28 protein-coding genes and 1 riboswitch are annotated in these 24,259 nt (G+C 45.2%); of the genes, 19 read left to right on the top strand and 9 right to left on the bottom strand.

The window, feature by feature from the left end:
- Positions 1-9: 9 nt before the first annotated feature.
- Positions 10-1,341 carry an APC family permease gene (locus H2C83_RS12340; RefSeq protein ID WP_181741181.1) on the top strand — a complete coding sequence of 444 codons (1,332 nt, stop codon included), beginning with the start codon at positions 10-12 and terminating at the stop codon, positions 1,339-1,341.
- Between the two features lie 197 nt (positions 1,342-1,538).
- Here H2C83_RS12340 and H2C83_RS12335 read toward each other — a convergent pair whose 3' ends face one another.
- Complete coding sequence (locus H2C83_RS12335; protein ID WP_181741179.1) at positions 1,539-1,748, bottom strand: hypothetical protein; 210 nt, start codon at positions 1,746-1,748, stop codon at positions 1,539-1,541.
- Positions 1,749-1,869: 121 nt separating this feature from the next.
- A complete protein-coding gene (locus H2C83_RS18165; protein ID WP_281364158.1) occupies positions 1,870-1,992 on the bottom strand; it encodes a hypothetical protein in 123 nt (40 codons plus the stop codon).
- A gap of 342 nt (positions 1,993-2,334) precedes the next feature.
- Between H2C83_RS18165 and H2C83_RS12330 the strand changes: the two genes are divergently transcribed.
- Complete coding sequence (locus tag H2C83_RS12330) at positions 2,335-3,096, top strand: SDR family oxidoreductase (RefSeq protein ID WP_181741177.1); 762 nt, start codon at positions 2,335-2,337, stop codon at positions 3,094-3,096.
- Positions 3,097-3,216: 120 nt separating this feature from the next.
- Here the strand turns inward: H2C83_RS12330 and H2C83_RS12325 are convergent, their stop codons facing one another.
- Complete coding sequence (locus H2C83_RS12325) at positions 3,217-3,411, bottom strand: hypothetical protein (protein ID WP_220184149.1); 195 nt, start codon at positions 3,409-3,411, stop codon at positions 3,217-3,219.
- A 121-nt stretch (positions 3,412-3,532) separates the two neighbouring features.
- Here H2C83_RS12325 and H2C83_RS12320 point away from each other — a divergent pair, with 121 nt between their 5' ends.
- The 3 genes from H2C83_RS12320 (at position 3,533) to H2C83_RS12310 (ending at position 7,820) form a co-directional block, all read left to right on the top strand.
- Entirely contained in the window at positions 3,533-6,103 is a 2,571-nt protein-coding gene (locus tag H2C83_RS12320) for a transglycosylase domain-containing protein (protein ID WP_181741173.1), read from the top strand.
- An 81-nt stretch (positions 6,104-6,184) separates the two neighbouring features.
- On the top strand, positions 6,185-7,228 hold the full coding sequence (locus H2C83_RS12315) for a YkvI family membrane protein (protein ID WP_181741171.1): 1,044 nt from the start codon (positions 6,185-6,187) through the stop codon (positions 7,226-7,228).
- Between the two features lie 34 nt (positions 7,229-7,262).
- Entirely contained in the window at positions 7,263-7,820 is a 558-nt protein-coding gene (locus tag H2C83_RS12310; RefSeq protein WP_181741169.1) for a glycerol-3-phosphate acyltransferase, read from the top strand.
- Between the two features lie 6 nt (positions 7,821-7,826).
- Here H2C83_RS12310 and H2C83_RS12305 read toward each other — a convergent pair whose 3' ends face one another.
- On the bottom strand, positions 7,827-8,621 hold the full coding sequence (locus H2C83_RS12305) for a DUF2797 domain-containing protein (RefSeq protein WP_312853914.1): 795 nt from the start codon (positions 8,619-8,621) through the stop codon (positions 7,827-7,829).
- Positions 8,622-8,816: 195 nt separating this feature from the next.
- Here H2C83_RS12305 and H2C83_RS12300 point away from each other — a divergent pair, with 195 nt between their 5' ends.
- Entirely contained in the window at positions 8,817-8,987 is a 171-nt protein-coding gene (locus H2C83_RS12300) for a hypothetical protein (protein WP_181741168.1), read from the top strand.
- Positions 8,988-9,003: 16 nt separating this feature from the next.
- Positions 9,004-9,885, top strand: coding sequence for an SDH family Clp fold serine proteinase (locus H2C83_RS12295; protein WP_181741167.1), 882 nt, complete (start codon positions 9,004-9,006; stop codon positions 9,883-9,885).
- Between the two features lie 276 nt (positions 9,886-10,161).
- Here the strand turns inward: H2C83_RS12295 and H2C83_RS12290 are convergent, their stop codons facing one another.
- Together H2C83_RS12290 and H2C83_RS12285 are read right to left on the bottom strand one after the other, a co-directional pair.
- Complete coding sequence (locus tag H2C83_RS12290) at positions 10,162-10,491, bottom strand: metal-sensitive transcriptional regulator (RefSeq protein WP_181741166.1); 330 nt, start codon at positions 10,489-10,491, stop codon at positions 10,162-10,164.
- Positions 10,492-10,572: 81 nt separating this feature from the next.
- Positions 10,573-11,412, bottom strand: coding sequence for an alpha/beta hydrolase family protein (locus H2C83_RS12285; protein WP_181741165.1), 840 nt, complete (start codon positions 11,410-11,412; stop codon positions 10,573-10,575).
- A gap of 64 nt (positions 11,413-11,476) precedes the next feature.
- Positions 11,477-11,668, top strand: a riboswitch (cobalamin riboswitch).
- Between the two features lie 147 nt (positions 11,669-11,815).
- Between H2C83_RS12285 and H2C83_RS12280 the strand changes: the two genes are divergently transcribed.
- The 12 genes from H2C83_RS12280 (at position 11,816) to H2C83_RS12225 (ending at position 20,685) form a co-directional block, all read left to right on the top strand.
- The gene (locus tag H2C83_RS12280; RefSeq protein WP_181741164.1) at positions 11,816-12,775 is read left to right on the top strand and encodes an ABC transporter substrate-binding protein; all 960 of its coding nucleotides are present in this window, start codon (positions 11,816-11,818) and stop codon (positions 12,773-12,775) included.
- A 14-nt stretch (positions 12,776-12,789) separates the two neighbouring features.
- Positions 12,790-13,803: a FecCD family ABC transporter permease gene (locus H2C83_RS12275; protein WP_246333892.1), complete on the top strand. Its 1,014-nt coding sequence runs from the start codon at positions 12,790-12,792 to the stop codon at positions 13,801-13,803.
- 13 nt (positions 13,804-13,816) lie between these two features.
- Positions 13,817-14,593 (top strand): heme ABC transporter ATP-binding protein, encoded by a 777-nt coding sequence (locus H2C83_RS12270; RefSeq protein WP_181741162.1) that lies wholly within the window; start codon positions 13,817-13,819, stop codon positions 14,591-14,593.
- 19 nt (positions 14,594-14,612) lie between these two features.
- A complete protein-coding gene (locus tag H2C83_RS12265) occupies positions 14,613-15,167 on the top strand; it encodes a cob(I)yrinic acid a,c-diamide adenosyltransferase (RefSeq protein WP_181741160.1) in 555 nt (184 codons plus the stop codon).
- A gap of 53 nt (positions 15,168-15,220) precedes the next feature.
- Positions 15,221-15,580: an arsenate reductase family protein gene (locus tag H2C83_RS12260; protein ID WP_181741158.1), complete on the top strand. Its 360-nt coding sequence runs from the start codon at positions 15,221-15,223 to the stop codon at positions 15,578-15,580.
- A gap of 145 nt (positions 15,581-15,725) precedes the next feature.
- The gene (locus H2C83_RS12255) at positions 15,726-15,986 is read left to right on the top strand and encodes a methyltransferase family protein (RefSeq protein WP_181741156.1); all 261 of its coding nucleotides are present in this window, start codon (positions 15,726-15,728) and stop codon (positions 15,984-15,986) included.
- Between the two features lie 544 nt (positions 15,987-16,530).
- Positions 16,531-17,070 carry a peroxiredoxin gene (locus H2C83_RS12250; RefSeq protein WP_181741154.1) on the top strand — a complete coding sequence of 180 codons (540 nt, stop codon included), beginning with the start codon at positions 16,531-16,533 and terminating at the stop codon, positions 17,068-17,070.
- A gap of 73 nt (positions 17,071-17,143) precedes the next feature.
- Positions 17,144-17,590, top strand: coding sequence for a TlpA family protein disulfide reductase (locus H2C83_RS12245; RefSeq protein ID WP_281364157.1), 447 nt, complete (start codon positions 17,144-17,146; stop codon positions 17,588-17,590).
- A gap of 15 nt (positions 17,591-17,605) precedes the next feature.
- Entirely contained in the window at positions 17,606-17,995 is a 390-nt protein-coding gene (gene gcvH, locus H2C83_RS12240) for a glycine cleavage system protein GcvH (protein WP_181741152.1), read from the top strand.
- 93 nt (positions 17,996-18,088) lie between these two features.
- Positions 18,089-18,313 (top strand): DUF2553 family protein, encoded by a 225-nt coding sequence (locus H2C83_RS12235; RefSeq protein ID WP_181741150.1) that lies wholly within the window; start codon positions 18,089-18,091, stop codon positions 18,311-18,313.
- Between the two features lie 281 nt (positions 18,314-18,594).
- Entirely contained in the window at positions 18,595-19,821 is a 1,227-nt protein-coding gene (locus H2C83_RS12230; RefSeq protein ID WP_181741149.1) for a dicarboxylate/amino acid:cation symporter, read from the top strand.
- Between the two features lie 438 nt (positions 19,822-20,259).
- Complete coding sequence (locus tag H2C83_RS12225; protein WP_181741147.1) at positions 20,260-20,685, top strand: hypothetical protein; 426 nt, start codon at positions 20,260-20,262, stop codon at positions 20,683-20,685.
- A 339-nt stretch (positions 20,686-21,024) separates the two neighbouring features.
- On the opposite strand, the gene udk is transcribed toward H2C83_RS12225, so the two are convergent.
- From udk to H2C83_RS12210, 3 genes are all read right to left on the bottom strand, one after another.
- The gene (gene udk, locus H2C83_RS12220; protein WP_181741145.1) at positions 21,025-21,708 is read right to left on the bottom strand and encodes a uridine kinase; all 684 of its coding nucleotides are present in this window, start codon (positions 21,706-21,708) and stop codon (positions 21,025-21,027) included.
- A 264-nt stretch (positions 21,709-21,972) separates the two neighbouring features.
- Positions 21,973-23,550: a phosphoenolpyruvate carboxykinase (ATP) gene (gene pckA, locus H2C83_RS12215; RefSeq protein WP_181741143.1), complete on the bottom strand. Its 1,578-nt coding sequence runs from the start codon at positions 23,548-23,550 to the stop codon at positions 21,973-21,975.
- A gap of 306 nt (positions 23,551-23,856) precedes the next feature.
- Positions 23,857-24,000 (bottom strand): hypothetical protein, encoded by a 144-nt coding sequence (locus H2C83_RS12210; RefSeq protein WP_181741141.1) that lies wholly within the window; start codon positions 23,998-24,000, stop codon positions 23,857-23,859.
- Positions 24,001-24,259: the final 259 nt, after the last annotated feature.

The following is a 24,259-nucleotide window of genomic DNA, read 5'->3' as shown; positions in this document are numbered from 1 at the left end:
TTATTGTTCATGCGAAAAGGTTTAAGCCGGATCGATTTGTTATGCCTTGTTGTAGGCTCCATTGTTGGCTGGGGATCATTTACCTTACCGGGGGACAAGTTTCTTCCCGAATCAGGCGTGATTAATACCGGGATTGGTTTGATCATCGGCGGACTGACTGTTGCCGTGATCCAGAAAGGTTACTATATCATGAAGCAAAACCATCGCGAAGATGGAGGGGAATTTTCCTACACCTTCAAGCACCTGGGCAGAAAGCACGGCTTTATTGTCGGTTGGTCATTGCTTCTCTGTTATCTCAGTCTGGTTCCTTTAAATGCCACCGCTTTTGTCCTGGTAATCAAGAAATTGTTCGGTTCGCGGGCAGAATGGCTCTATCTTTATGATGTTGCCGGTTATCAGGTTTTCCTGTCGGACATCATCATTGCCAGTTCGATTATCATCCTGTTTGCATATATCAATATCAGGGGGATTCGGGCCAGTTCCAATGCACAAAACATTATGGTACTGTTTCTGGTGCTGGGCGTGCTGATTGTTTTCATCATGATGTATTTGAAAGCTGATCACACGATGTTCGTGACCCGGTACGTTGAAAACAGTCATCTTGATTTCGGGGAGATTTCCAGGATTTTAGCCATTGTTCCGTTTCTGTTCGTTGGTTTTGACGTGATTCCGCAGGTTACGACCGAATTGAATTTCAAAGCGGAACAATCGACCAGAATCGCGGTCATTTCCATCTTTACCGGTGTTCTGTTATACAACCTGTTAAATATTATTACCGCGTTGGCGCTTGCGCCGGATGAAGCAGCTGAGCAGCAGTGGGCAGCGGGTACTGCAGTGATGAGCCATTTGGGAGAATTCGGTTTTCTGCTTCTGGTCATTGCGCTTGCCGCAGCGGTCATTGGGGGCATTAACGGATTTATGTTAAGCAGCAGCAAGCTGATTGGCGCTTTATCCAACTATGGGCTGTTTCCTGCGAAATACAGCGAACGGAACAAGAAGCGGGTATTTGAAAACGGGATCAGGTTCATTACCGGTGTAAGTTTGATTGCGCCCTGGCTTGGCAGGGAAGTCATTATCTATATTGTTGATATGTCTTCTCTGTTGGCGGCTGTGGCCTACTTCTATGTCTGTTATATCAGTTATAAAATAGCTGTGCTCAGGAAAGACAGATTTTTATCATTACTGGGCAGCGGGATCAGCTTGACTTTTATCGCATTGCTGGTTATTCCCTGGTCACCGGGCCATTTGAGTCTGGCTTCCATCATACTCATGGTGGTATGGGTAATGGTAGGGTTGTTATATTACAGAAGAATGATAAAAACGCCTGTGACTACCTCCTGATGTAAGAAGAAATTGGTTCACATAAAAAAGGTGGATGACCAAGTGCCGAGTCATAACGGTTATCCACCTTTTTTTTCATTCTCTGTACAGCAGCTGGCCTGTTGACAAAAGTCCTGAAGCAGAGTTGTTTCCGGGTAATCGTACAGCAAGCAGGTTTTTCCGGCATAAATCAGTCTGCTTTCCGTCAAGGCTTCTTTTCAATAAAGCTTGTCTTTTTTCTTCGTCAGCCTGTCCAACACTTCTGAATGGATCTGATCTGCTCCGTCCAAAACGGTTTTCTGGAGCTTGTCCGTTATGTAGAAGTTGTAATCTTTGATATAACCGGCCCTTTCCCTGAACTTTTTGTTGACGCCGTTATAAAGCAACTGGAATTCAAAACCTCTCTCCTGTTCCAAATAATCACTCATATGATTAAAACGTTTTTCTTCCCGTTCCATCACTTTGTAAAATTCGTCCGATCAGGCTGGCAGGGCGTATTTTTTTGTTGCAAAACCAGATTCCAGGTGTCCATAATCCAATTGATTTCTCTTAAAATCCGATTTCTTTACAGGACTGGTTGGGTTCGACCGCTTCGACCGTTTCTTCCGCTGCTTTTTCTTCTATCTTTTTATTGCTGTCTGCATTTTGTTCATTTCCACATCCAGCGCTCAATAAAGATAAATGAAAATACAAATAAAAGCATTAGAAAACGTTCCAAAAACAGTCGCCTCCAATAAAATTTAACATACTTGTTTTAATCAAGCTTTATAAAGGTGTCGTAAATGAGCGGTTCCGGTCAGACTGAAGCGATTTCAATTTTTCTTCTTTTGACAAAAAGGATACCAGATGTTTTCATTCATAAAGGTTATCCACAGATTGTTCTATCGATTTACAGATGATTTTCATCAAACCGGCCAGGCTGGAGATATATTATAATATGGAAAATCAACCACTTCCTCATATTTATTTTATGGACGAGCACAAAAATGGACCAGACAAGGAGATGGGTGATAGATGAAGCATTTTGAAAAGCCGGTGGCCTGGGTTGTTGGCGGCTCAAAAGGGCTGGGGGTAATGGTGGTCAAAGGACTTGCTGAAGACGGATACCGGATTGCGATCAATTATCGGCAAAGCCGGACTGCGGCTCAAAAACTGGGGATGGAAATCGAAAATAGAGGGGGGGAAGTTTTGGTGATTCAGGGCGATGTCAGCCAGGTTGCCGATGTACGGAGGATGACCAAGGAAATTGAAGCAACCTGGGGCAGAATTGATGCGCTGGTTTGTGCGGCGGGACCATTTATCTTCAAACGCACCCCTTTGACTGATTTTACCGATGACGAGTGGCAGGAAATGATTGCGGGCAATTTATCAGGAGTCTTCTATCTGATCAGGGAAGTAATTCCGATGATGCGGAAGCAGGGGGGCGGAAGAGTCATTACCTTTGGTTTCCCGGAAGCGGAAAGCATTCGTGCCTGGAGTGGGTATGGTTCCTATGCCGTGGCCAAGACAGGGCTGGTTTCACTGACAAAAACCCTCGCCGCCGAAGAAATTCATCACCATATTACAGTAAACATGGTAAATCCTGGCGACATCCGGGATCCTTTTAAAGAAGCAACGATCAAGGAAGCACGGAACCGGAAAGATCCCCGCACCCCCGCAGGACGGCCAGGTACAGGGGAAGATGTGGCACGAATTGTGCGCTTTCTGCTCCATCCCGATTCCGACTTTATCACGGGTGCCGTGATTCCCGTAACTGGGGGTTTTGTAAACGAGTGATTTTATGTAAAATAAGCATAAGTTTAGTGTAATATTACTGTAACATTTTTTGAAAATGACAAATCTTTTTTTTGATACTTACGTTATAATGTGTAAGTATTGTAGAGAGGATGAATCAATTTACTTTTTCTGCAGGTACCAACTCAAGGCAAACCAAAAACCTGCACAGACCAGGCCGCCAATCAGACCGGTTATGCCCAGGGGTTTCCACAAGAAAATGGCAAGTCCCAGCGCGATGATTCCGGTTAGACGGCTGGCAAAGATTGCTGCTTTTTCATTCATTACACGCTCACCGCCTTTCAATCTATTTATCATAGCACAGAAGTGAGTGAGCAGGAATTGGCAAGCCCTGTTGTCTAATAGTGTAAAAGTTCTTGTCCTGATGAAAGGGTAAAAAGATGATTCGAATAGTACGTTTGTTTTGGGAGGGTAAGTGATGGATGATTTTCGCAGGGTGAGCATGAGGAGTGGCTATAATCCGATGCCTCCTCGCTCACGCAGTGAACGAATAGGCCCCCGCTCCCGTTCAAGGCGTTCCGGTGGCGGCAGAAAACCTCCAAAGACCGGATGGCGGCGCTTTATCTCATGGAAGTGGGTTATCCTGGTACTTATAACTTCTATGCTGCTGATGGTTGGCGGCTGCTCGGCAATTATGCTGAGCCAGGGTTCTTATAATCTGGCTAAAATGAAAAAAGGAAACATGCCGTTTAGTTCGGAACTATATGATTCCAATAATCAATTGGTTGCCACGCTGGGAAGCAAACAGCGTGAGTGGGCAGATATTAAGGAGTTAAACAAAGTAAATCCGTTGTTGGTCAAAACGTTTGTAAAAACCGAAGACCGGCGTTTTTATGATCATATCGGAGTGGACTTTGAAGGCTTGTCCCGGGCCGTGGTAAAAAATATTATCGCCATGGGTGCGGCAGAAGGGGCAAGTACCATTACCCAGCAGGTATGTAAAAATATTATTCTGGAAGATTCAGAAAAGACGATCACAAGGAAAGTCAAAGAGTTGGGATGCGCCCTGAACCTGGAAAAAGAATATGAAAAAGATCAAATTCTTGAAGCGTATCTCAATTTTATAGGGTTTGGAGGCCGCATTGCCGGAGTGCGCATGGCTTCCAAGGTTTACTTTGACAAGGATCCGGTGAAAGAGCAATTGAAACCTGAGGAAGTGGCCATGCTGGCCGGAATGCCGAAAGCCCCCAATAAATATAACCCGGTTAAAAATCCGGAGAAGGCGAAACAACGCCGCAATGTCGTCCTGACACAGGTCATGCCGGTTGACGATGTGATGGAACCCCTGATTTCACAGGAAGAGGCCGACCGGCTGGCTCAAACCCCGCTGGATACCTGTAAGACCTGTGAAAATAACTTGATTAAACGCGGAAAATATGACGCATATAAAGATGTTGTTATTGAAGAACTGGATAAAGTCTACGGCTATAATGAAGAAGAACTTGAACGGGCCGGTTTGAAAATATATACCGGTTTGAATATGAAGGCACAGGAAGCCGTGGAAGAGGCACTGAAGGAAGACTCTTTGTTTAAAAATAATAGTGGCGAAAAATTGGAAGGTGCGGATGCAAGTATTACGATGGTCGATCCGGAGACCGGTCTGATTCGCGCGATCGGAGGCGGACGGGATTACAAGCCGGGGTACCGGAACCGGGCAACCGAAGACCCTGTTCAGCCAGGGTCAACCATCAAGCCGTTAACCGTTTATTCCCCTGCAATTCAGGACCTGAATTACAACGAATACTATAAAGTGGAAGACAAGAAAGTCGACTTTGCCGGTGACTGGAATCCAAGCAACTATTCCGGAGGCCCCAAAGGGGAAGTCACCATGAATTATATGGTGGAGAATTCCCTCAACTTGTCGACGATTCACCTGTTAAGAGAGGTTACCCTGGATCGGGCCTTTGAATACGGACAAAAACTGGGCCTGGATTTGAAACCCGATGATAAAGGCTATGCGCCGCTTGCATTGGGGGGTTTGAGCCATGGTGTCACATCCAGGCAAATGGCGCAGGCTTACTCGGTCTTCCCCAACAAGGGCTCCTACAAAAATACCCGTACGATTGTGAAAGTGATGCGAGGTGACGAGGTCCTGGAGCCGAAAAACCCGATCAGTGACGAAGAGAAAAAGGTGTTCAGTGAAAAAACGGCCTACTGGATGACACGGATGCTGGAAGATGTCATTACCAATGGCTCCGGGAAAAAGGCTTCCCTGAACAACGGATGGGATGTAGCCGGCAAAACCGGAACCATTCAGGACGGGCAAGCGGGATGGTTTGTAGGATATACACCAAATCTGGTTATGTCGGTTAATGTGTTCTATCCCCAGGGGGGACAGGAAAATACCTACTTGACCGGAGGCAGTGCACCGGCAGATATTTTCGGTTATGTTATGAAGAGAGCATTGGAAGGGGAACAGCCGCAAAAATTCCGGTTTAATGCGCCAGAGCCGACAGAGCCGTTTGAGTTGAAAACTCCTCAATTGAGTGCAACTGCACAAAGTGATGGTATCCTGTTGCAATGGGGTGCACAGGACCCGCGTGTGAAATTCCAGGTATGGCGGGCAAAAGAAGGGCAGGATTTCCAATTGATCAAGGAATTGCCTGGCAATGTCGGACAGTACAAAGATCCGGTACAACCACCTAAATCCGGTAACTTCTTTGAAAATATGTTTGGCGGAGGAGACAGTCAGCCACAACCTGAGACCTACCGTTATAAAGTGATCGCCATTGATACAAGCAAACCGGATGATCAAAAAGAATCCGGTGTGGTAACGGTGGTTCTGAACCCGCAGGGAAGTGAGGAACCGAATCAGGATCAGGACAAGGATAAAGATAAAGACCAGGATCCGAATGAACCAGGTAATGATGACAAATTTCCTCCGATCGGCGGCACCCCTGATGATGGCGGCACTGATAACTCTGATGACGGAACTGGTAGCGGGAATAACCGCGGTAACGGTAATGACAAAGACGACGGATGGTGGTAAAAGACCAGCCAATTGGCTGGTCTTTTCTTATGCCTTTATTCATAAACTAGTCCTGACAGTTGGACAAAGGGGATATGGGCCATGTTGTCGTTGCGTCAGTTAGGATTAGCCTTGCGGATTGGTTCTGTTTATATCGGGACAGCGGTCGGGGCTGGTTTTGCGTCAGGACAGGAAATTTTACAGTTTTTCACTTCATTTGGAAAGGACAGCTTCTGGGGGATTTTGCTCGCGGTTGGCTTGTTTGCCTGGCTCGGTACACGGATGATAATGATGGGAAGCCGTTTGCACTCCGAATCGTATGAGGATTTCAACTTTTATCTGTTTGGAGAGCGCTTGGGAAAATGGATGAACTGGCTTGTCAGTTTCATGCTGTTTGGTGTCACAACGGCCATGATGTCAGGAACGGGAGCGTTGTTTGAAGAGCAGTTGGGCATTTCCTTTCATTTTGGCGTGATTTTTACGGCGCTATTTTCCTACCTGGTCATATTGAAAGGGATAAATGGAATTTTGTCTGTCAATTCACTGGTTGTGCCGGTCATGTTCCTGTTTATCGGGATGGTGGCGCTTCATGCGCTGCAAGAAACCGATTTGTCTGCATACATATTTTTTTCCCTGGAATCAGCCCGTTATCATTGGTTTGTTTCGGCCATCATTTATGTGGCATTTAATTTGTCCATGATGCAGGCAGTTCTGATTCCGCTTGGTTCAAAGATTGCGGATGAATCCGTGATCCGACTGGGAGGGATTATGGGCGGTATCGGTTTGGGAATCATGCTTTTCGCCTGCAATACGGCCATGCAAATTTATTGGGCAGAAGTATCCCATCTCAAGATCCCGATGGCATTTGTAATCAGTACCTTGGGAGCCGGAGTAAAATACTTCTTTTTGCTGATCATGTGGGCTGAAATTTTTACAACATTGATCGGGAATGTATACGGGTTGACATTAAATTTGAAACAGCTGTTCAATCTGGGCCAGCCATTGATTATGGCACTCATTTTCGGGCTTGGTTATCTCTTCTCCCTGTTCGGTTTTCCGGCACTGGTGGGGTTTTTGTATCCCCTGTTTGGTTACGCCGGGCTGGCGGTGATTTTTGGATTGGTATTCCGGCGCTTGCCGGCATAAGAAATGGGACTGAAGAGGAAAGGAGGGTCTGGTTGTGAAATTTCTGATAATTATGGTTGCCGCTTATTTGACAGGCGCCCTTCCCCTGCATCTGTGGGCGTTGGGACGGTCACCCAGTCATTTTACATTACATCGGCGCGAAATCTTTCTGGTGATCGTGGTTGACCTGGTAAAAGGGATGGCAGTTACCCTGTTTGGCCTCGCCTTGGGCGGCTGGCCGGGGGCCTGCCTTGCGGCGATTCTGGTTGTGGTTGGAAGCATGTATTCCGTTTTTTTGGGATTTCGCGGCGGGTACGGATTGTCTGTTGCCGCCGGGGCATTGTTGATTTTAAGCCCCATGCTCATCTTGTTTGGAATCATCGTTTACGTGATCAGCCTGCTGGCTACGCGCTACCTGTTTATTTCCACATTACTTACAACGATTGCGATGATCCTTTTGGGTCTCGTATTGGCTACCCATTTTTACGCCCTGGTTGCGATTCTGATCGTGGGAGGACTGATTTTCCTGAGAACCAAACCAAAATGGCGGAGGGTACGACGAAAGATTGAACCGCCATACCGGTTTAAAAATCCATTCCGCCGGATAAATTAGTAAGGATTAAATTGAAACCGAAACCTTATAGCCCGTGTGTTTCCGAACCTGAAACACACCCGTATCAAACAGCAAATATTGTGCTTTGACCCCGATCAGCCTTCCCCGGATGGCCTGTTCTTTATTGAAAGATAAGGACTTGATCTTGTCCGGTACTTCAATTTGCGGATAATTGAAATGATAAATCTCCATTTCCGGAAGAACAAACTGCTGAAAGTGTTTCGGCAATTTGCCGATCAGTTCTTTTCTTGTCTGGTACAGGTTTGCATCGCTTACTTCGTTCTTGAGCATTTTGCGCCAATTGGTCTTATCCTTGATAAACTGCGCCAGAAAAGTTTCCGCATCCCCGGCATCTTTTCGTGTTGGAACCTCCATAATCGGCAAAGCCTGAACGGCCCCTTGGTCAATCCAGCGCCGGATATGGTTGTTTTTTCTGGTGATACCGACTTTAATTTCGCTGGACAGGGCCAAGTACACAATATGGGTGCTCATGCAATGGTGTTCGGCAAATGAACCGTCGCGGCAGGTTCCTTCATGAAAATGGCACAGTTCCGGTTTGATAATGCAAATATCATTATCCGGTAAATTTTTGAAACAGGAAAAACAGGCACTGTTGCCCCCATAAAACTTTTTCGTTTTCCGGCCGCAAAATTGGCATGTCAATTCATCAAGAAACTGGATTTCCATTTCTTTTCCCAAATGTTCGTTCAGTGATATGGTATGTTCATCCACTTTAAGCTCGTAATGGATCGGGTCGGAAAGCTGATGTTGAAGAGGTTTTAAATATCCGGTTCGCTTCACTGATAATCTCCCTCTTTTTAATGGAATATAATCAGTCTAGCAAAAATGTCCCCGGGGAACAACAGATTGGCACAGGAGCACAGATCGGGACGATTAAACAAAGAATGAACAAAATGCTGTGGTCTTTTGGAAAAGGGATCGCATATAGTATACTGAAAAGGGAGCATAAAGCTGTGAGAAGGAGGGGAGTAAGCCATGTTGGATACTTTGCTGACTGCTAAAAAAGAATTGACTTCCGGCGACAAAACCCAAAACGAAATTGAAATTTTCGCCAAATCCCTGCTAAAGCTGAAGAAGGATATCGAGGCGATGGGAATCAGGCCGTCAAAAGAAAAGTTATATGGCCGGCCGTTTAAAGAACAATGATAAAGAAGGAGATTCCATGGATCAACAACAAATTCCAATGCCGAAGCAGAGTCCACTCTATCATGCCATTCACCGTGACCGGTATGAACGGCAAGCGTTGATGAAAGAACTTGAAAAAATTACGGGGCGAAGGATACTTGTTTATATATCCAATCTGACTCATCCGGACAGTGCGATCACCCGGGAAGATATTGCTCCGTTTTATGAGATTGTTGCATCCCTGGATGATCAAAGCGATGTGGATTTGATCATTGAGAGCCCTGGGGGCGATCCCAATGCGGCTGAAACATTGGTGCATACCCTGTTATCCAAAGCGAAGCACCTTCGGGTTGTTGTGCCGCAGGCTGCCAAAAGCGCCGCGACGTTAATCAGTTTGTCTGCCGATGAAATTCTGATGAGCAACACTTCAGAACTGGGGCCGATTGACCCGCAAGTTTCCATTCCGACCGTGCTTGGCTACCAGTACAGGCCAGCCCAGGCTTTTCTGAATGGACTGGAGATGATCAAAAAAGAACATGTGAATGGACAACCTCTCAATTCGGCTTACCTCCCCTTTTTGCAAGGTGTTGACGCCGCATTGATTGATTTTTGTCATAAATCGATTGAACATTCAAAACGTTTGGCAATCAAATGGCTGAGCCGTTCCATGCATAAAAACAATCCGCTCAAAGCAAAGCGGATCGCAGAAACCTTGATCAATATTGACAAATATCCAAATCACGGCTCGGTCATTGGATATGAAGAAGCCAAAGCGATGGGGCTCAATATTGTTTACAAGTCCGATGTGGATGAAGACTGGCAGATCATGTGGAGACTATATACACGTTATTTGGTATATATGAGAGAAAAACAGGCTATCAAGATTTTTGAAAGCAACAGTGCATCCGTGATGTTTTAGCCATGCAGACAAGATCCGGAAAAATTGATTTTATTTTTTTGTTTTTCCCGAAACTTTTCAGGGGGGATTAACGTTATAATAGATAGAGAACCGGAAAATACACTACAAGTTGTTGTACCAGGTGATCAACTACTAAAATTTAATAATTGGACTTGAAATTTTCTAGATCCGGATGTTCTCAAATACTTAAAACAAGTAGAAATCCAAAACGTTTGACCCCCTTGAGCAAACAGGTTGGCAAAAGCCAGCCTGTTTGCTTTTATAAAAAGTGAGAATCTATTTCATCAATTTCTTTATTGTGATCATCAGCTCATCGATTACTTCCAGATCACCTTCCTGCAAACGTTCCACAACACAACTGCGCATGTGGCCCTCCAGAAGAATTTTTCCGACACTGTTTAAAGCGGATTGGATTGCCGCGATCTGATTGAGAATATCATCACAGTAAATATCGTTGTCGATCATTTTCTTTACTCCGCGAATCTGTCCTTCAATCCGGTTCAGCCTTGATATCAGATTATTTTTCACTTTTTCGGGATGATGGCTTTTTCGACAGGAACCAGGATTACAGGTGTCATCATGCGAAGATGGATGTTGTGATTCCATTTCATTCACCTGCTTTTATAATAAGTTTCAAACCGTCTTACATTATTATATCCGGGTAAAAGGGGATTTCCGTCAATCCTGTCAAAGATGCTTTTTGAAAAAGGCGGCAGTTTCCTGAATGGCTTCTTCCAGTTCCGGAGTCATTTCCTTGAGTGGATGAACGGCTTTCATTGTGTGATTGGCGCTGGGGATGATATGTAATAAGGATTTGGGAGCACGATCATTTATTTTTTTGGCCCCTTCCATCAAACCGGGAATATCTTCCCCGCCCTGAACGATGAAAAGCGGACTTTGAAGATCGGACACCCGGTTCAGGATGGCAAAACGTTTATCATTTTGTTTGATATCTTCCAGCACTTCACGGCTGATGGGCAAAAGCTGGCCGGTACGCGCATTGGTAATATAGCCAACGCCTTTTTTTTCGATTTCGCTGATCAGTTCGGGAGCAAAAAAATCGACACGGTGAATGCTGTTCCAGATCGTAACGGCGTTAATGTTTTCAGGATGATCCAATGCATAGATCAGGCTGTTTCCTCCGCCACGGCTGTGACCCATGATTCCGATGCGTTCATGATCCATCGCTTCGGCAAAAGGAAGGTTTCCCTGTTTGATCTTTTCTACCAGAAAGGAGATATCTTCCTGTTCCCGGCTGAAGGTATTTCGCGAAAATTTCTCGAGTTCCGTAAAGTTTTGCAAATCGTCTCCTACGCCGTTCATTGAAAAATTGAAAGAAATGGCAATAAAACCGGCTTCTGCCAATTTTTCAGCCAATACGGGGAAAAAACCCCAATTTTTGAATCCCTTAAATCCGTGACAAATCAAGATAACGGGTGCTGGCCGGTCAGATCCTGAAAGATGAATATCACCACGAATAATACGGTTTTCTTTGCCTAGTTCAAACGAAAAACATTTCTTGCGCAAAATAACATCTCCTTCCGTGAGAAAATTGCAACCAAAACCCCTTTCTTTTATAATGATAACGAACGAAGTGAATAGAAGAAAAGGTCTTTTTCCACAAGGAGAAAGAAAAGAGGGAAGACCGGTGCGAATCCGGCGCGGCCCCGCCACTGTATCTGGAAAGGACGGCTCACGATGGCCACTGTTTCGCTTAGAAATGGGAAGGCGAGCCTGACGATGATCCACAAGCCAGGAGACCTGCCTTTTCTGTTTGCTTGCGTTCTCCTTCGGAGGTGAGGAGATACGTGTGCACTTTTCTCTTTGCCAGGGATTTGCTGCAATTCAAAGAGAAAGTGTTTTTGCATGCCTGTAACTCCTGTGCTCCGAAAAGCACAGGTTTTTTTATTGAGAGAGAGGAGAAGAAAAAATGAAACGGTTTGGGGTCAGGTTGCTTACTCTTTTATTGGCGTTTGTCTTCATATGGGGATTAACCGGCTGTGCCGCACAAAATGGAGCGGATCATCAGTCTGCCGCCGTCAATTCGCCGGTCAAGCCCCGGAGTATCAATTATCCGCTCGAATTGAAAGACCAGGCAGCCAATAAGGTGAAACTGGAAAAAGAACCTGAACGGATTGTTTCCCTTATGCCAAGCAATACAGAAATTCTGTTTGCCCTGGGGGCAGGGGAGCAGGTGGTCGGCGTAACCGACCAGGATGATTATCCGGCACAGGCCAGGAAACTTCCAAAGGTTGGAAGCTTTAAGATCAATGTGGAAAAAGTGGTTTCGTTGAAGCCGGATTTGGTTGTTGCCAATTCAGGCAATGAAAAAGAAGCGCTGGACCAGTTGAGAAATATGGGCATTCCTGTTCTGGTAACCGATTCCCAATCGATCAAAGGGGTTTACGAAGCGATTCATTTGGTATCCCTCGCAACCAACCGGGCCAGAGAAGCAGACATCCTGGTGGCCAACATGGAAAAAGAAGCACGGACCATCTACGGGAAAGTTGTCAACATTCCTGAAGACCGGAGGGCCAAAGTATGGTTTGAACTGGATTCCAACCTGTATACGGTTGGGGGAGACACCTTCATGAACGAACTGATCGGGCTGGCAGGGGGCAGGAATGTGGCCGCGAGCCTCAAGGGATGGCCGAAAGTTTCTCCTGAGCAAGTGGTCAAGTGGAATCCGGATGTGATCCTGACAACCTATGGTGGTGTGGAAGAGATCAAGAAGAGAGAAGGCTGGCAGTCCATTTCAGCTGTCAGGGAAAATCGGGTTTATGCGTTGAATCCCGATCTTCTCAACCGCCCGGGACCACGGATCTACCAGGGTGTGGAGCAAATGGCAAAAGTTCTGTATCCCGAAAAATTCGGTGACAAAGAAAAATGATCCTGAAAAGAAAAATGTTTTTTTGGAGCGGAGGTTTGTTTCTCGCTCTTCTTTTCTCCATTTCTTTTGGGGTTTTCCTTGGAAGTACGGATGTCGGTTTTTGGACGGTATGGAAAATTGTCTTGCGAGAGACCGGATTGATGGCATGTCCTGGTCTTGATGAAGCGGATGCAGCGATTATCTGGCAATTGCGGTTGCCACGTGTCCTGCTGGTTGGGCTGGTTGGAGCCATTTTGGCCACTGCAGGAACGGTTTATCAAGGGCTCTTAAAAAATCATCTGGCTGATCCATATATTTTGGGAGTTTCTTCAGGCGCTGCGGTAGGGGCAGTACTGGCGATTGTGACCGGATGGGGCACAGCCGTTTTTTTCAACTGGACATTGCCGTTATTTGCGTTTGTCGGAGCCTGTCTTGCTCTTTTTCTGGTGCTCCGGCTTGGAAATGGGCGCGGAGCTTCCCAGGCGACTGCATTAATCCTGGCAGGCGTGGTTGTACAGGCTTTTTTCAGTGCGTTGTTAACATTGGCCATATCACTTTCGCCGGATGAATTGCAACGCATTCAGTTTTGGCTGATGGGCAGCTTTTCGTTTCGCGGATGGCAGCATATCGGTGTCGTGCTTCCTTTTTTCCTGGCGGGTTTCCTGATTTGCTGGTGGTTTGCCCAGGAGCTCAATTTATTTGCGCTCGGGGAGCGGTCTGCGGTTCATCTTGGTGTTCATGTAGAGAAGCTGCGTGTCGGTTTGCTCATAGCTGCTTCCCTGATGACCAGCGCGGCGGTGGCGGTATCAGGAATGATTGGATTTGTCGGGCTGATTATCCCCCATGTGATGCGGATGCTGACCGGCGCCGACCATCGGCTGTTATTGCCTTTATCGGCACTGGCGGGAGCCTCTTTCCTGATCTGGGCGGACATATTTGCCCGTATTCTTCTTGCGCCTGCAGAACTTCCGATTGGTGTGATAACGGCGTTTGTGGGGGCTCCTTTTTTCGCGGGCATTTTGCGTAAATATCTGAAAGGCAGGGCATGAAAGGAGACAATAAATGTTAAAGGCAACAAGGCTGGCGAAAAAGCTGGGACAGTGGTGGGTGCTGAATGATATAACCCTTGAAGTCAAGGCTGGAGAAATGCTGGGCATCATCGGTCCGAATGGCAGTGGAAAAAGTACCTTATTGCGTTTATTGTCCGGGGAGGAAAAGCCGGATCAGGGAGAAGTCCTGTTTCTGGAAAAACCATTGCATGAGTATTCCTTGCAGGAAAGGGCGAAACAGCTGGCGGTACTGACACAGGAACAAGTTTCCGACCTTTCGTTTACAGCAGAAGAAATTGTCATGATGGGCCGCCATCCTTATCATCGGTCTTTCTTTGGCCCGACCCCGGAGGATGAACGGATTGTTTGCCGCGTAATGGATGAAACAGAGACACGGGACATGAAACTTCACCGTTTTAACGAATTGAGCGGCGGTGAACGGCAACGGGTTTCCATTGCGCGCGTCATGGCGCAGGAACCGAAGCTTCTGATGCTGGATGAACCAACCACTTACCTGGATATCCACTACCAGCTGGCCGTGCTGGACCGCCTGAAAGCATGGCAAAAGGAATCTTTTTTAACGGTGATTATCGTGCTGCATGATTTGAATCTGGCGGCACAGTACTGTGATTCCCTTCTTGTTTTAAAGGAAGGAAGACAGGTCAGAAACGGAACCATCAGGCAGGTGATCGAACCCCGGCTGGTCGAAGAAGTGTACGGGATCAGACCGGTTATTGTAAACCATCCCATACTTCATATTCCTCAGGTCCTTTTAACATCAAACTGCTGATTGGCGAGGTGTGATTCTCTTGAAAATTTATACCCGTACAGGCGATGAAGGAAAAACAGGCGTTATTGGCGGACGTGTGGATAAAGACGATATTCGTGTGGAAGCCTATGGAACGGTTGATGAGGTGAATGCCTTTGTCGGCGAAGCAATTATGCGTATGGATCCCCGGCTTCATAAGGATCTGATCGGAGCCTTGACAGAGATCCAGCACGAGTTATTTGATGCCGGCGGAGATTTGGCACAGGCCGGAAAAACAAGAAAATACAAGGTGAATGACGCAATGACCAGGCGGTTGGAAAAATGGATTGACCAATATGACAAGGAATGCCCGAGTCTGGGACAGTTTATTTTGCCGGGAGGCACCCCTGTGGCTTCTGCGCTCCATATTTGCCGGGGGCTTACCCGCCGGGCCGAGCGCCTGGTTGTGAGGCTATGCCGTGAACAGGATACCAATAATGAAGTTCGCCGCTATTTGAACCGCCTGTCAGACTTTTTCTTTGTCGCAGCCAGGACAGCCAATGTCCGCTCCCATGTCAAAGATGTGGAATACAAGCGGAACAGGCCTGGTTTTTGAATGAAGCAATACAGGGTAAAATGAGGTAAATGCTGTCAAGGGAGGAATAGAGATTGTCATTGCAAATGTACTGGTATCCCAAATGCGGGACCTGCCGCAAGGCAAAAAAATTTCTGGAGGAACATGGCGTAGATTTTAAAGAGCAAAATATTGTTGATGAGCCTCCTTCACAGGAAGAATTGACCCGGCTCATTCAAAAAAGCGGGCTGCCGGTGAAAAAATTTTTTAATACATGCGGGAAAAAATACCGTGAATTGGGGTTGTCCAGGAAATTAAAAGAGCTGGATGAGCAGGAACAGCTGAAGTTGCTGGCATCAGACGGAATGCTGATGAAGCGTCCGATTGTGACCGATGGCGACAAGGTAACGGTTGGCTTTAAGGAAGAGGAATTCAAAGAAAAGTGGCTCTCATAGTCAGAATCCCCTCGTATACATATCGAGGGGATCTTTTTGCTTGGACAGCCTCACTTGACATGGCAGAGGTTTCATTATAATTACAAACTGTATGGTCTGGTTTGGTTTATGAATGAGGGAATGCCCACAGATCGGAAAAGGGACCTTGCTGCCCACGAATCCAACGCAAAACCTGGTTGTGGCTGGCCCATACCAATATGTGCGAAATCCCATGTATTGCGGTGTCATCTTTGTATTGTCGGGTGAAGCGATTTTACTCGGTTCCATTTATTTGCTTGGCTGGTTTTTCCTGTTCTGGTTGTTCCACCTGGTCATCCTGTTTTTTGAAGAACCAGGATTGGTAAAGCGGTTTGGAGAAGAATATGTTATCTGCGGGAAAATGTGCACAGATGGATTCCACGTTTAACTCCATGGGAAAGGAAAAAAGATTCAGTTGCAGGATAGCCCCGGTCAGGCTCCGAATATAATACCCCAACTTTTATAAAAAAAACAGACAATCCTCCGGTTGCAGATGTTTGTACTTTTTGAATCTGGTGGTGGAGATTGCCCGTATTAAAAAATCTTCCTTCTTTAAAGAAAGAATTTTATGAAATTTGGTTAAAAATGAAATGAAATTTTATATATCAGGTGTATAAAGAAATGGGTAAATTAAGGTTTAATATTTGCCGAAATTGTATAAACTAAAGGTGAAAAAGAAATGTTGTGCAAAAAGGAGTTGGATCTGATGCTCCAACCAGGAATATATCTTGACAGATTAAATGGATTTTTAATATTTTGTATTAATATTTAGATTGAAACAAATATAAATTAGTATTGACTATAATTTACTACTTATGTTATTTTAATAGTGAGCCCAATGAACTGTCCCCCTGATCAGGACACTTGATTGGACGGATGGTCATAGTGGCAAGTTGAGAACACAGTACTTAGAATATGAGGAGGTATTTCTGGTGGCACAACGTTTGGTAGGATTGCCGGCTCCCGACTTTGAAATGGAGAGCACCAAAAATCTGGAAGAACTTGATGTGAACGTCAAACTTTCCGATTATAAAGGGAAATGGCTCATATTGTTCTTTTATCCGCTTGATTTTACCTTTGTATGCCCGACTGAAATTACAGCGTTGTCTGATCGCTATGAAGAATTTGTAGAGTTGGGTGCAGATATCCTTGGTGTAAGCACTGACAGCAAATATTCTCACCGTGCATGGATTAAAACCCCACGCAGTGAAAATGGTCTCGGTGAGATCAAATATCCATTGGGTGCAGATGTAACCCATAAAGTAAGCAAAGATTACGGCGTGTACCTGGAAGATGAAGGAGTTGCCTTGCGCGGTTTGTTCATTATTGATCCGGAAGGTATCGTTCGTCACCAAACTGTAAACGACAATGATATCGGCCGCAACGTAGACGAAGTGCTCCGTGTATTGCAAGCTCTGCAAACAGGCGGTTTGTGCCCGGCTAACTGGAAACCTGGTCAAGCAACTCTTTAATTTAAACGTGAATAAAAAGGGCCTAACAGAGCGTTAGGTCCTTTCTTGTCCATAAACGAGGAGGGATGGATCGATGGCTTTGCGTTTACGTGCGGAAATGCCTGAAATCAAAGGAATTACCGAATGGGTAAATGGAGAGGTAATCAGGGAGGAACTCCAGGGCAAACCGGTTTTGATTCACTTTTGGTCCATCAGTTGCGGGATATGCAAAAAAAGCTTGCCCGATGTAAATAAAATGAGGGAAGAATATCCGCAATTGAAGCTGGTTGGCATCCATATGCCCCGCTCTGAAAAAGATACGGATATAGACGCGGTGAAGGAAAACATAGTAAAATACAAATTGAAGCATCCCCAGGGAATTGATAATACCCACAGTGTGGTGGATGCGTTTGAGAATGAGTTTGTACCAGCCTATTACTTGTTTGATACGAAAGGAAAGCTGAGACACCGTTCTGCAGGAGAAAAAGCGCTGACTATGTTGAAAAACCCATTGGAACGTGTTTTGGGAGAAATTGAATAGCGGAGGGAACAGAAGATGAACTTGCCAAAAGAGTTGCTTTATTCCAGAGAACATGAATGGGTGCGGAAATTGGATGGCAACAAGGTCCGGATTGGAATTACCGATTTTGCCCAGGATCAGTTAGGGGATATTGTATTTGTGGAACTGCCGGAAGTTGGCGCTGAACTGGCGGTGGATGAATCGTTTGGCAGTGTTGAATCCGTAAAAACCGTTTCCGAATTGTATGCACCGGTTAGCGGAAAGGTGCTTGAAGTAAATGAAGCCCTTGAAGAATCCCCGGAAAACGTTAATGATTCCCCTTATGAAGATGGCTGGATGATTGTGGTGGAAATGACTGATCCTGCCGAACTGGAAAAACTGATGGATGCCGGCAAGTATGAAGCGATTGTAAGTGAAGAAGACTGATTTCATATGGAGGATCCTCCTGGGAAGAATATCCTGCCTGATCTTGCGGAAAGTTAAACGTGATGAGGAAAATTCTTAACAGGAGGATATTTTATGTCGTCTGTTAATATTACGGATCAAGTACAGGCACGATTGCAAAATGGTAGAATTGTGTTCTGCCACAATCATTACCTTATCGGGCAAATGAACCTTGAGACACAACAAGTGAAGATACGGGATGGATATACAATGGAAAATCTTTACATTTATGCTTCTGCCCAAAAAACCCCCTCACCCGAACAGTATGCACAAAACTGTGATATGGACTGGTGCCAGTAAGGTATATTCAATCTCAATCAAGAGAGAATGCTTTTAAAAATTGCCTTCACGATTTCTGCGCCTATTTTTTCCTTTACCGTCTGAAGCCGTTATTAACGGTTTTTTTTATGGATTGAATTGGGGTTGGCCTGCAAATTTTTCGGTGTTGTTGCAATAACAAATCACTTTCAAAGTGACTCCAAAATTTTACTTTTTTATGTTATGTTCGTTTTATTTTAACTATAATGCCATTATTTATTATAGAATTAAATAGTTATAAAAAAGAATTGGTGGTGACGAAAGTGAAGGCATATCGGTTTTCATTGATTCTGTTATCTTCGATTGTCCTGGGGGCATTCATTGGAGTCTGGCTTGGAAAAGATGCAGTCATCTTAAAGCCGTTGGGAGATATCTTTCTCAATCTGTTGTTTACGCTTGTGGTGCCTCTCGTCTTTTTTACAATTTCTTCAGCAATTGCCCAAATGGGGGAATTGAAACGCCTGGGACGGATTCTTTCCCGGATGTTTGGGACTTTTGTCTTTACAGGAGTAATCGCGGCGATGGTCATGCTTGTGGCTGTACTTGTTTTTCCGCCTGCGGAGGGAGTCAGCATTTCTCTGGAGAAACCTGAGCAGATGGAACAGACAACATTGGCGGATCAGCTGGTAAAGACCATTACCGTCGAGGATTTCAGCCAGCTGTTTATCAAGGATCATATGCTCCAGTTGATCTTTTTTGCGATTTTCCTCGGGATCGCTGTATCACTGCTGGGAGAAAAAAGCAAACCGTTTGCAAGGTTCCTGTATTCAGGTTCTGAAGTGTTTATGAAACTGGTCACTTTTGTGATGTATTATGCTCCAATCGGCCTGGGTGCTTTTTTTGCTGCGTTGGTTGGAGAATTTGGACCCAGTCTTCTCACCAATTACTTTCGGGTGGTTCTCCTCTATTATCCACTCTCGCTTGTCTATTATCTGGTGTTTTTTACGCTGTATGCGTTTTTGGCCGGAAAAGGCGCCGGAGCCCGGGTTTTTTGGAAAAATGCACTTTCCCCGACAGTTGTATCGCTGGCAACTTGCAGTAGTGCCGCCTCCATCCCGGTAAACCTGGAAGCAACCCGCAAAATGGGAGTACCGCATGATATCAGCGAGACCTCAGTGCCGCTTGGAGCAAATATTCACAAGGATGGTTCCGTAATGGGCGGCATTTTGAAGATCGCTTTCCTGTTTGGGATTTTTGGTATGGATTTCACACAACCGATTGACTTAATTTCTGCTCTTGGGGTGGCAATTCTGGTTGGAACCGTCATGGGTGCTATCCCAAGCGGCGGCTTAATCGGGGAGATGTTAATCCTTTCTGTATATGGTTTTCCGCCGGAAGCATTGCCGATTATTGCGGCGATTTCCGCCATCATTGATCCGCCGGCGACGATGATCAACTCGACGGGCAATACGGTGACCAGCATGATGATTGCCCGCTGGGTGGAAGGCAGAAAATGGCTTTCCGGAAAGTTCGGGAAAACAGCAGTTTGACCTGAACAGAGGATTGACTGGCAGAGCGGGGAGAACCTGCATTTTTGTTTATTGTATACGGATATTCGCTGTCTTTTTCCGTTTATTGCCAGGGAATGCTGATTTTTCCCGAGATTCCGTTTGCAAACAGGTACTTTTTTCCCGGGCCGGTGTCAAAAATTGGCGCTGGCCCGTTCTGTTTTGATACTGAATAAAAGTGTTCCTGTGCAAAAGAGGAATTAAAAAGTGGTTTTGAGGGATGGAAAGGCACAATTATTCGGACTTCCCAATTTTTTTAACGGGCAATATTTATCCGATTAATAGCAATTTTCTTTAAATAAATATGTTTAAGTAATAATGATTTGTGATAAAATATATACATAACCTTATACTTTACTTAATATTAAAATATACTAGGGGATTTGGCCGATCATGAGTGGGAATAGGAGGGGAATGCGCATGAGTTACTGCTGTGGTGCGTCGATGATTGGTTTTATCGGGTCTTTTCGCAAGCAGTCAATTATGGTGCATAAGGTGCCATTGTTATACTGCCCTGTCTGTCATGATGTACAAGTTCATCCAGCCGTGAAGGAAGAGTTTGAGCTAGTGGTAGAGTACGCTCGGGAAGATCGCGTAAGAGAAGTAACCCTCCGAGATACAATTACCCCCGAAATGATCGATGAATGGAAAGAATACGGGATAAGTTTCCAGGATTCAGAAGATATTGAGCCAATCTTGCGCGAACAAATTGACCATTCACTAGACTTGCTGAGAGTTTCCAAAGTCTTGAATGATAAAGAGTGGGGCGAAGAGTTGAAAAATCGCCTCCGTGTCCTGACAGATCAACTCAAAAAGCTTGATAAACAGAAAGAAGAAAGCAAGTAAACCGTCTTGCCCGGGTAAAGGCCCGGGTTTTTGTATGCCAGCACATCCACATGTTGTTGTTTGCAAGCATTGCTGGTCTATGCAAAGATTCGTTTGTTGTGGAATATGTACTGTCGGGCTGAGGACATGCGCTTGATGGCAGGGGCAGTGTCCTTTTCAATGTCCCGGATTGGGATATGAAGCAAAGCAGACCCAAAAGAAAAACATTCTGTGGATGGAAGGGCGATTTGATGACAACGAACTGACTGTATTCCTGTAAAGAAGTACCGGCATTGCTTAAAGACCTTGCCTGCCGCTGGATTGTCAAGGACTTGAAACACCGGGGAAATCTGGACGCCGTTATATGGAGGAAGAGGATCGCAGATAAGTACGGATCTGATTGAGCAACAGATTGATTGCAACCTGATTGTGACCGCCTTCCGGAATAATCAGGTCAGCATAGCGTTTGCCCGGTTCAACAAACTGTAAATGCATTGGCCGGACAACGTTCAGGTACTGGTCAACCACCGATTCCAGCGTTCTGCCCCTTTCCTTGATATCACGGTTAATTCGGCGCAAAATGCGGACATCGGCATCCGTATCGACAAAAATCTTGATATCCATCAGTTCTCGCAACCGTTCATCGTCCAGGATTAATATCCCTTCCAGAATGATGACATCTTTGGGTTCGAGGTGAATGGTCTTTTTGGACCGGGTATGCTGTATATAGTCATAAACCGGTTTATCGATGGGTTGACCGGATTTCAACCGGAGAAGATGATGATACAGCAAATCGTTGTCAAAAGCCAATGGATGGTCATAATTGGTTTTGATCCGTTCTTCAAAGGCAAGGTGGGATTGGTCTTTGTAGTATGAATCCTGTTCCAGATATATGACTGACTCGGAAAGTTGATTGACAAGGTTTTTGGCAACCGTTGTTTTTCCGGAGCCGGTTCCCCCTGCAACACCGATTAATACAGGTTTTGTCATTACACTTGGCTTCCTTTCTTCTATCTTTCGCTCATGACTCGCTGTGCTGATCATAACAAATAAAAAGAGTTTGTTTCAATAGAAAATAATACAAATGCAACTATTTTCTTGTTAAGCATGGCACGAAGGAAAAGTGACAAACAAACAGCCCCTGACCTTAAGGCCAGAAGCTGTTTGTTTTGAGAGACTTGTTTTATTGTGGCGAGCTCATGGATTCATTTCTGTCTCCATCCTGCATCCGGCCAAGGTACACCAGCACGCTTTGCCGGCATTACGGTCCCGGGTTCCGGCTAAAAAAGGTTGTCCGGTTATGGAACATTAAATATTGGGACCGGCCTGGCGAATTTCCTCTTTTACGTTTTCAAATGTTGCAAAATGTTTATGGAAACGTTGTGCCAGTTCACGGGCTGTTTTGTCATAGGCTTGTTTGTTTTTCCATGTATTGCGAGGATTTAATACCTCGACAGGAACATTGGGACAAGATGTGGGCATAGCGAGCCCGAAAATGGGATCTGTTTCATAGTCTGCATGGCTGAGTTCACCTGAAATGGCTGCCCGTACCATGGAGCGGGTATATTTTAGATCCATCCGTTTGCCCACACCATAGGGGCCGCCGGTCCATCCAGTATTGACGAGATAGACCTGAACTTGATGTTTGGCAATTTTCTCACCTAACATTTCGGCATAAACATGTGCGGGGCGTGGAAGGAACGGGGCACCAAAGCAGGTGGAAAAAGTGGCTTCCGGTTCCGTTACTCCGCGTTCGGTTCCGGCCAGTTTGCTTGTGTAGCCAGACAGGAAATGATACATGGCTTGTTCGGGTGTCAGTTTGGAAATGGGAGGCAACACACCAAATGCGTCAGCTGTCAGGAATACGATCACACTGGGGTGCCCGGCAATTCCCGGAATAACCGAACCGTCAATGTAATCGACCGGATAGGCGGTACGGGTGTTTTCAGTTAAAGAAGAATCATGATAATCGGGTTTTCCGTCTTCGTCAACAATCACATTCTCCAGAACTGATCCAAAGCGAATGGCATGATAGATCTGGGGTTCTTTTTCTTCGGTCAGGCCGATGCATTTTGCATAACACCCGCCTTCAATATTGAAGATCCCTTTATCTGACCATCCGTGTTCGTCGTCTCCGATGAGTGAACGTTCCGGATCGGCAGACAATGTTGTTTTTCCGGTTCCCGAAAGGCCGAAAAAGAGTGCGACATCCCCGTCTTTTCCAACATTGGCCGAGCAATGCATGGGCATGACGCCATATTCCGGCAGCAAATAGTTCATTACACTGAAAATGGACTTTTTCATTTCGCCGGCATAGTGAGTTCCGCCGATGACCACCATTTTGTATTCAAAGCTGACGGCAATCACCGTTTCGGAATTGGTTCCGTCCAATTCAGGATCGGCAACAAAATTGGGGACACAGATAACGGTGAATTCAGGTTGATGGCTGGCCAGTTCTTCTTTAGACGGACGGATGAACAATTGATGAACAAACAGGTTTTGCCATGCGTATTCATTGATGACCCGAATCGGCAAGCGATAGGCCGGATCAGCACCTGCAAAACCGTCAAAAATATAAACTTCTTTTTCAGCGAGATAAGCTCTTAACCGTTTCAGTAACTGTTCAAATTTCTCGGGTTGCATCGGTTGATTGACGGTACCCCAATCAATGTGACCGGAGACAGAAGGTTCTTGTACAATAAATTTATCTCTGGGTGAACGTCCCGTAAATGCACCGGTTGTCGCACGAATTGCGCCTGTTTCTGTCAAGATGACTTCTTTCTTCTGGATTGCATGTTCCACCAGTTTGCTGACAGACAGATTCATGTGTTTTTTGCCGCCAAGGTGAAGAGAAACGTCTTTTTTTGTTGGGATTACAATGCTCATTTTTTACATCCACCTTTTTAGATGAGATTCCAGATTGTTATATCAAATCAACGAACAGTATATCATAATTGCTCTAAATGGGTGAATAATTAAAGCCCCAATTTTTATGGAAGTTTCACGAAATGGAACCTCCAGCCTGGTTTCCCCTCCAGGTCTTGCCCGTCAAAAGATAAAGATGTGATATAAGGAAACTGTACCTTGGCCGCTTCCTTAAAAGGTGGAGACTGAATCAGTCCTGAACGAAGGGAAACCAAGTTATTGGTTTCCCCTTCTTGCGGATTGTAAAACCGGTTAGATCCAATCAAACTATTTATGCGAACCGTTTTTATTTTCATGTTTCAAGTTGGTTTTGGTTGCTTCCTGAACAACCCGTCTGGCCTTTTTTTCGTCTGCCTGTTCTTTTTTGGCTTTTTCCTCAATCATCTTTACATCGTTCACAGTCTGATACATGAAAAGGTCCTCCCGAGATTTGATTTTTCTTGGACGATCCAGCCAACGGCAATCCAATGTCTGAATAAATTCCGTCTGATGATTGCTTCTGCCACCTCATTTTTGGTTTAGAAGAATTACTTATGGATTTTCTGAAAATCCATTTAAAAATAGATTCCATAAAAAAACTACTTATTAAACTAGCATATTTAGAGACATAAAGAAATATATTTTACAAGATTCATGTTTTATCCATATACTAGGGCGTGTCTGGTGAATA

Source organism: Thermoactinomyces mirandus, assembly GCF_013868055.1.
GTDB classification, from domain to species: domain Bacteria; phylum Bacillota; class Bacilli; order Thermoactinomycetales; family Thermoactinomycetaceae; genus Thermoactinomyces; species Thermoactinomyces mirandus.
The sequence above is the reverse complement of the archived record's forward strand: the minus strand, read 5'-3'. Positions and strand labels throughout refer to the sequence as shown.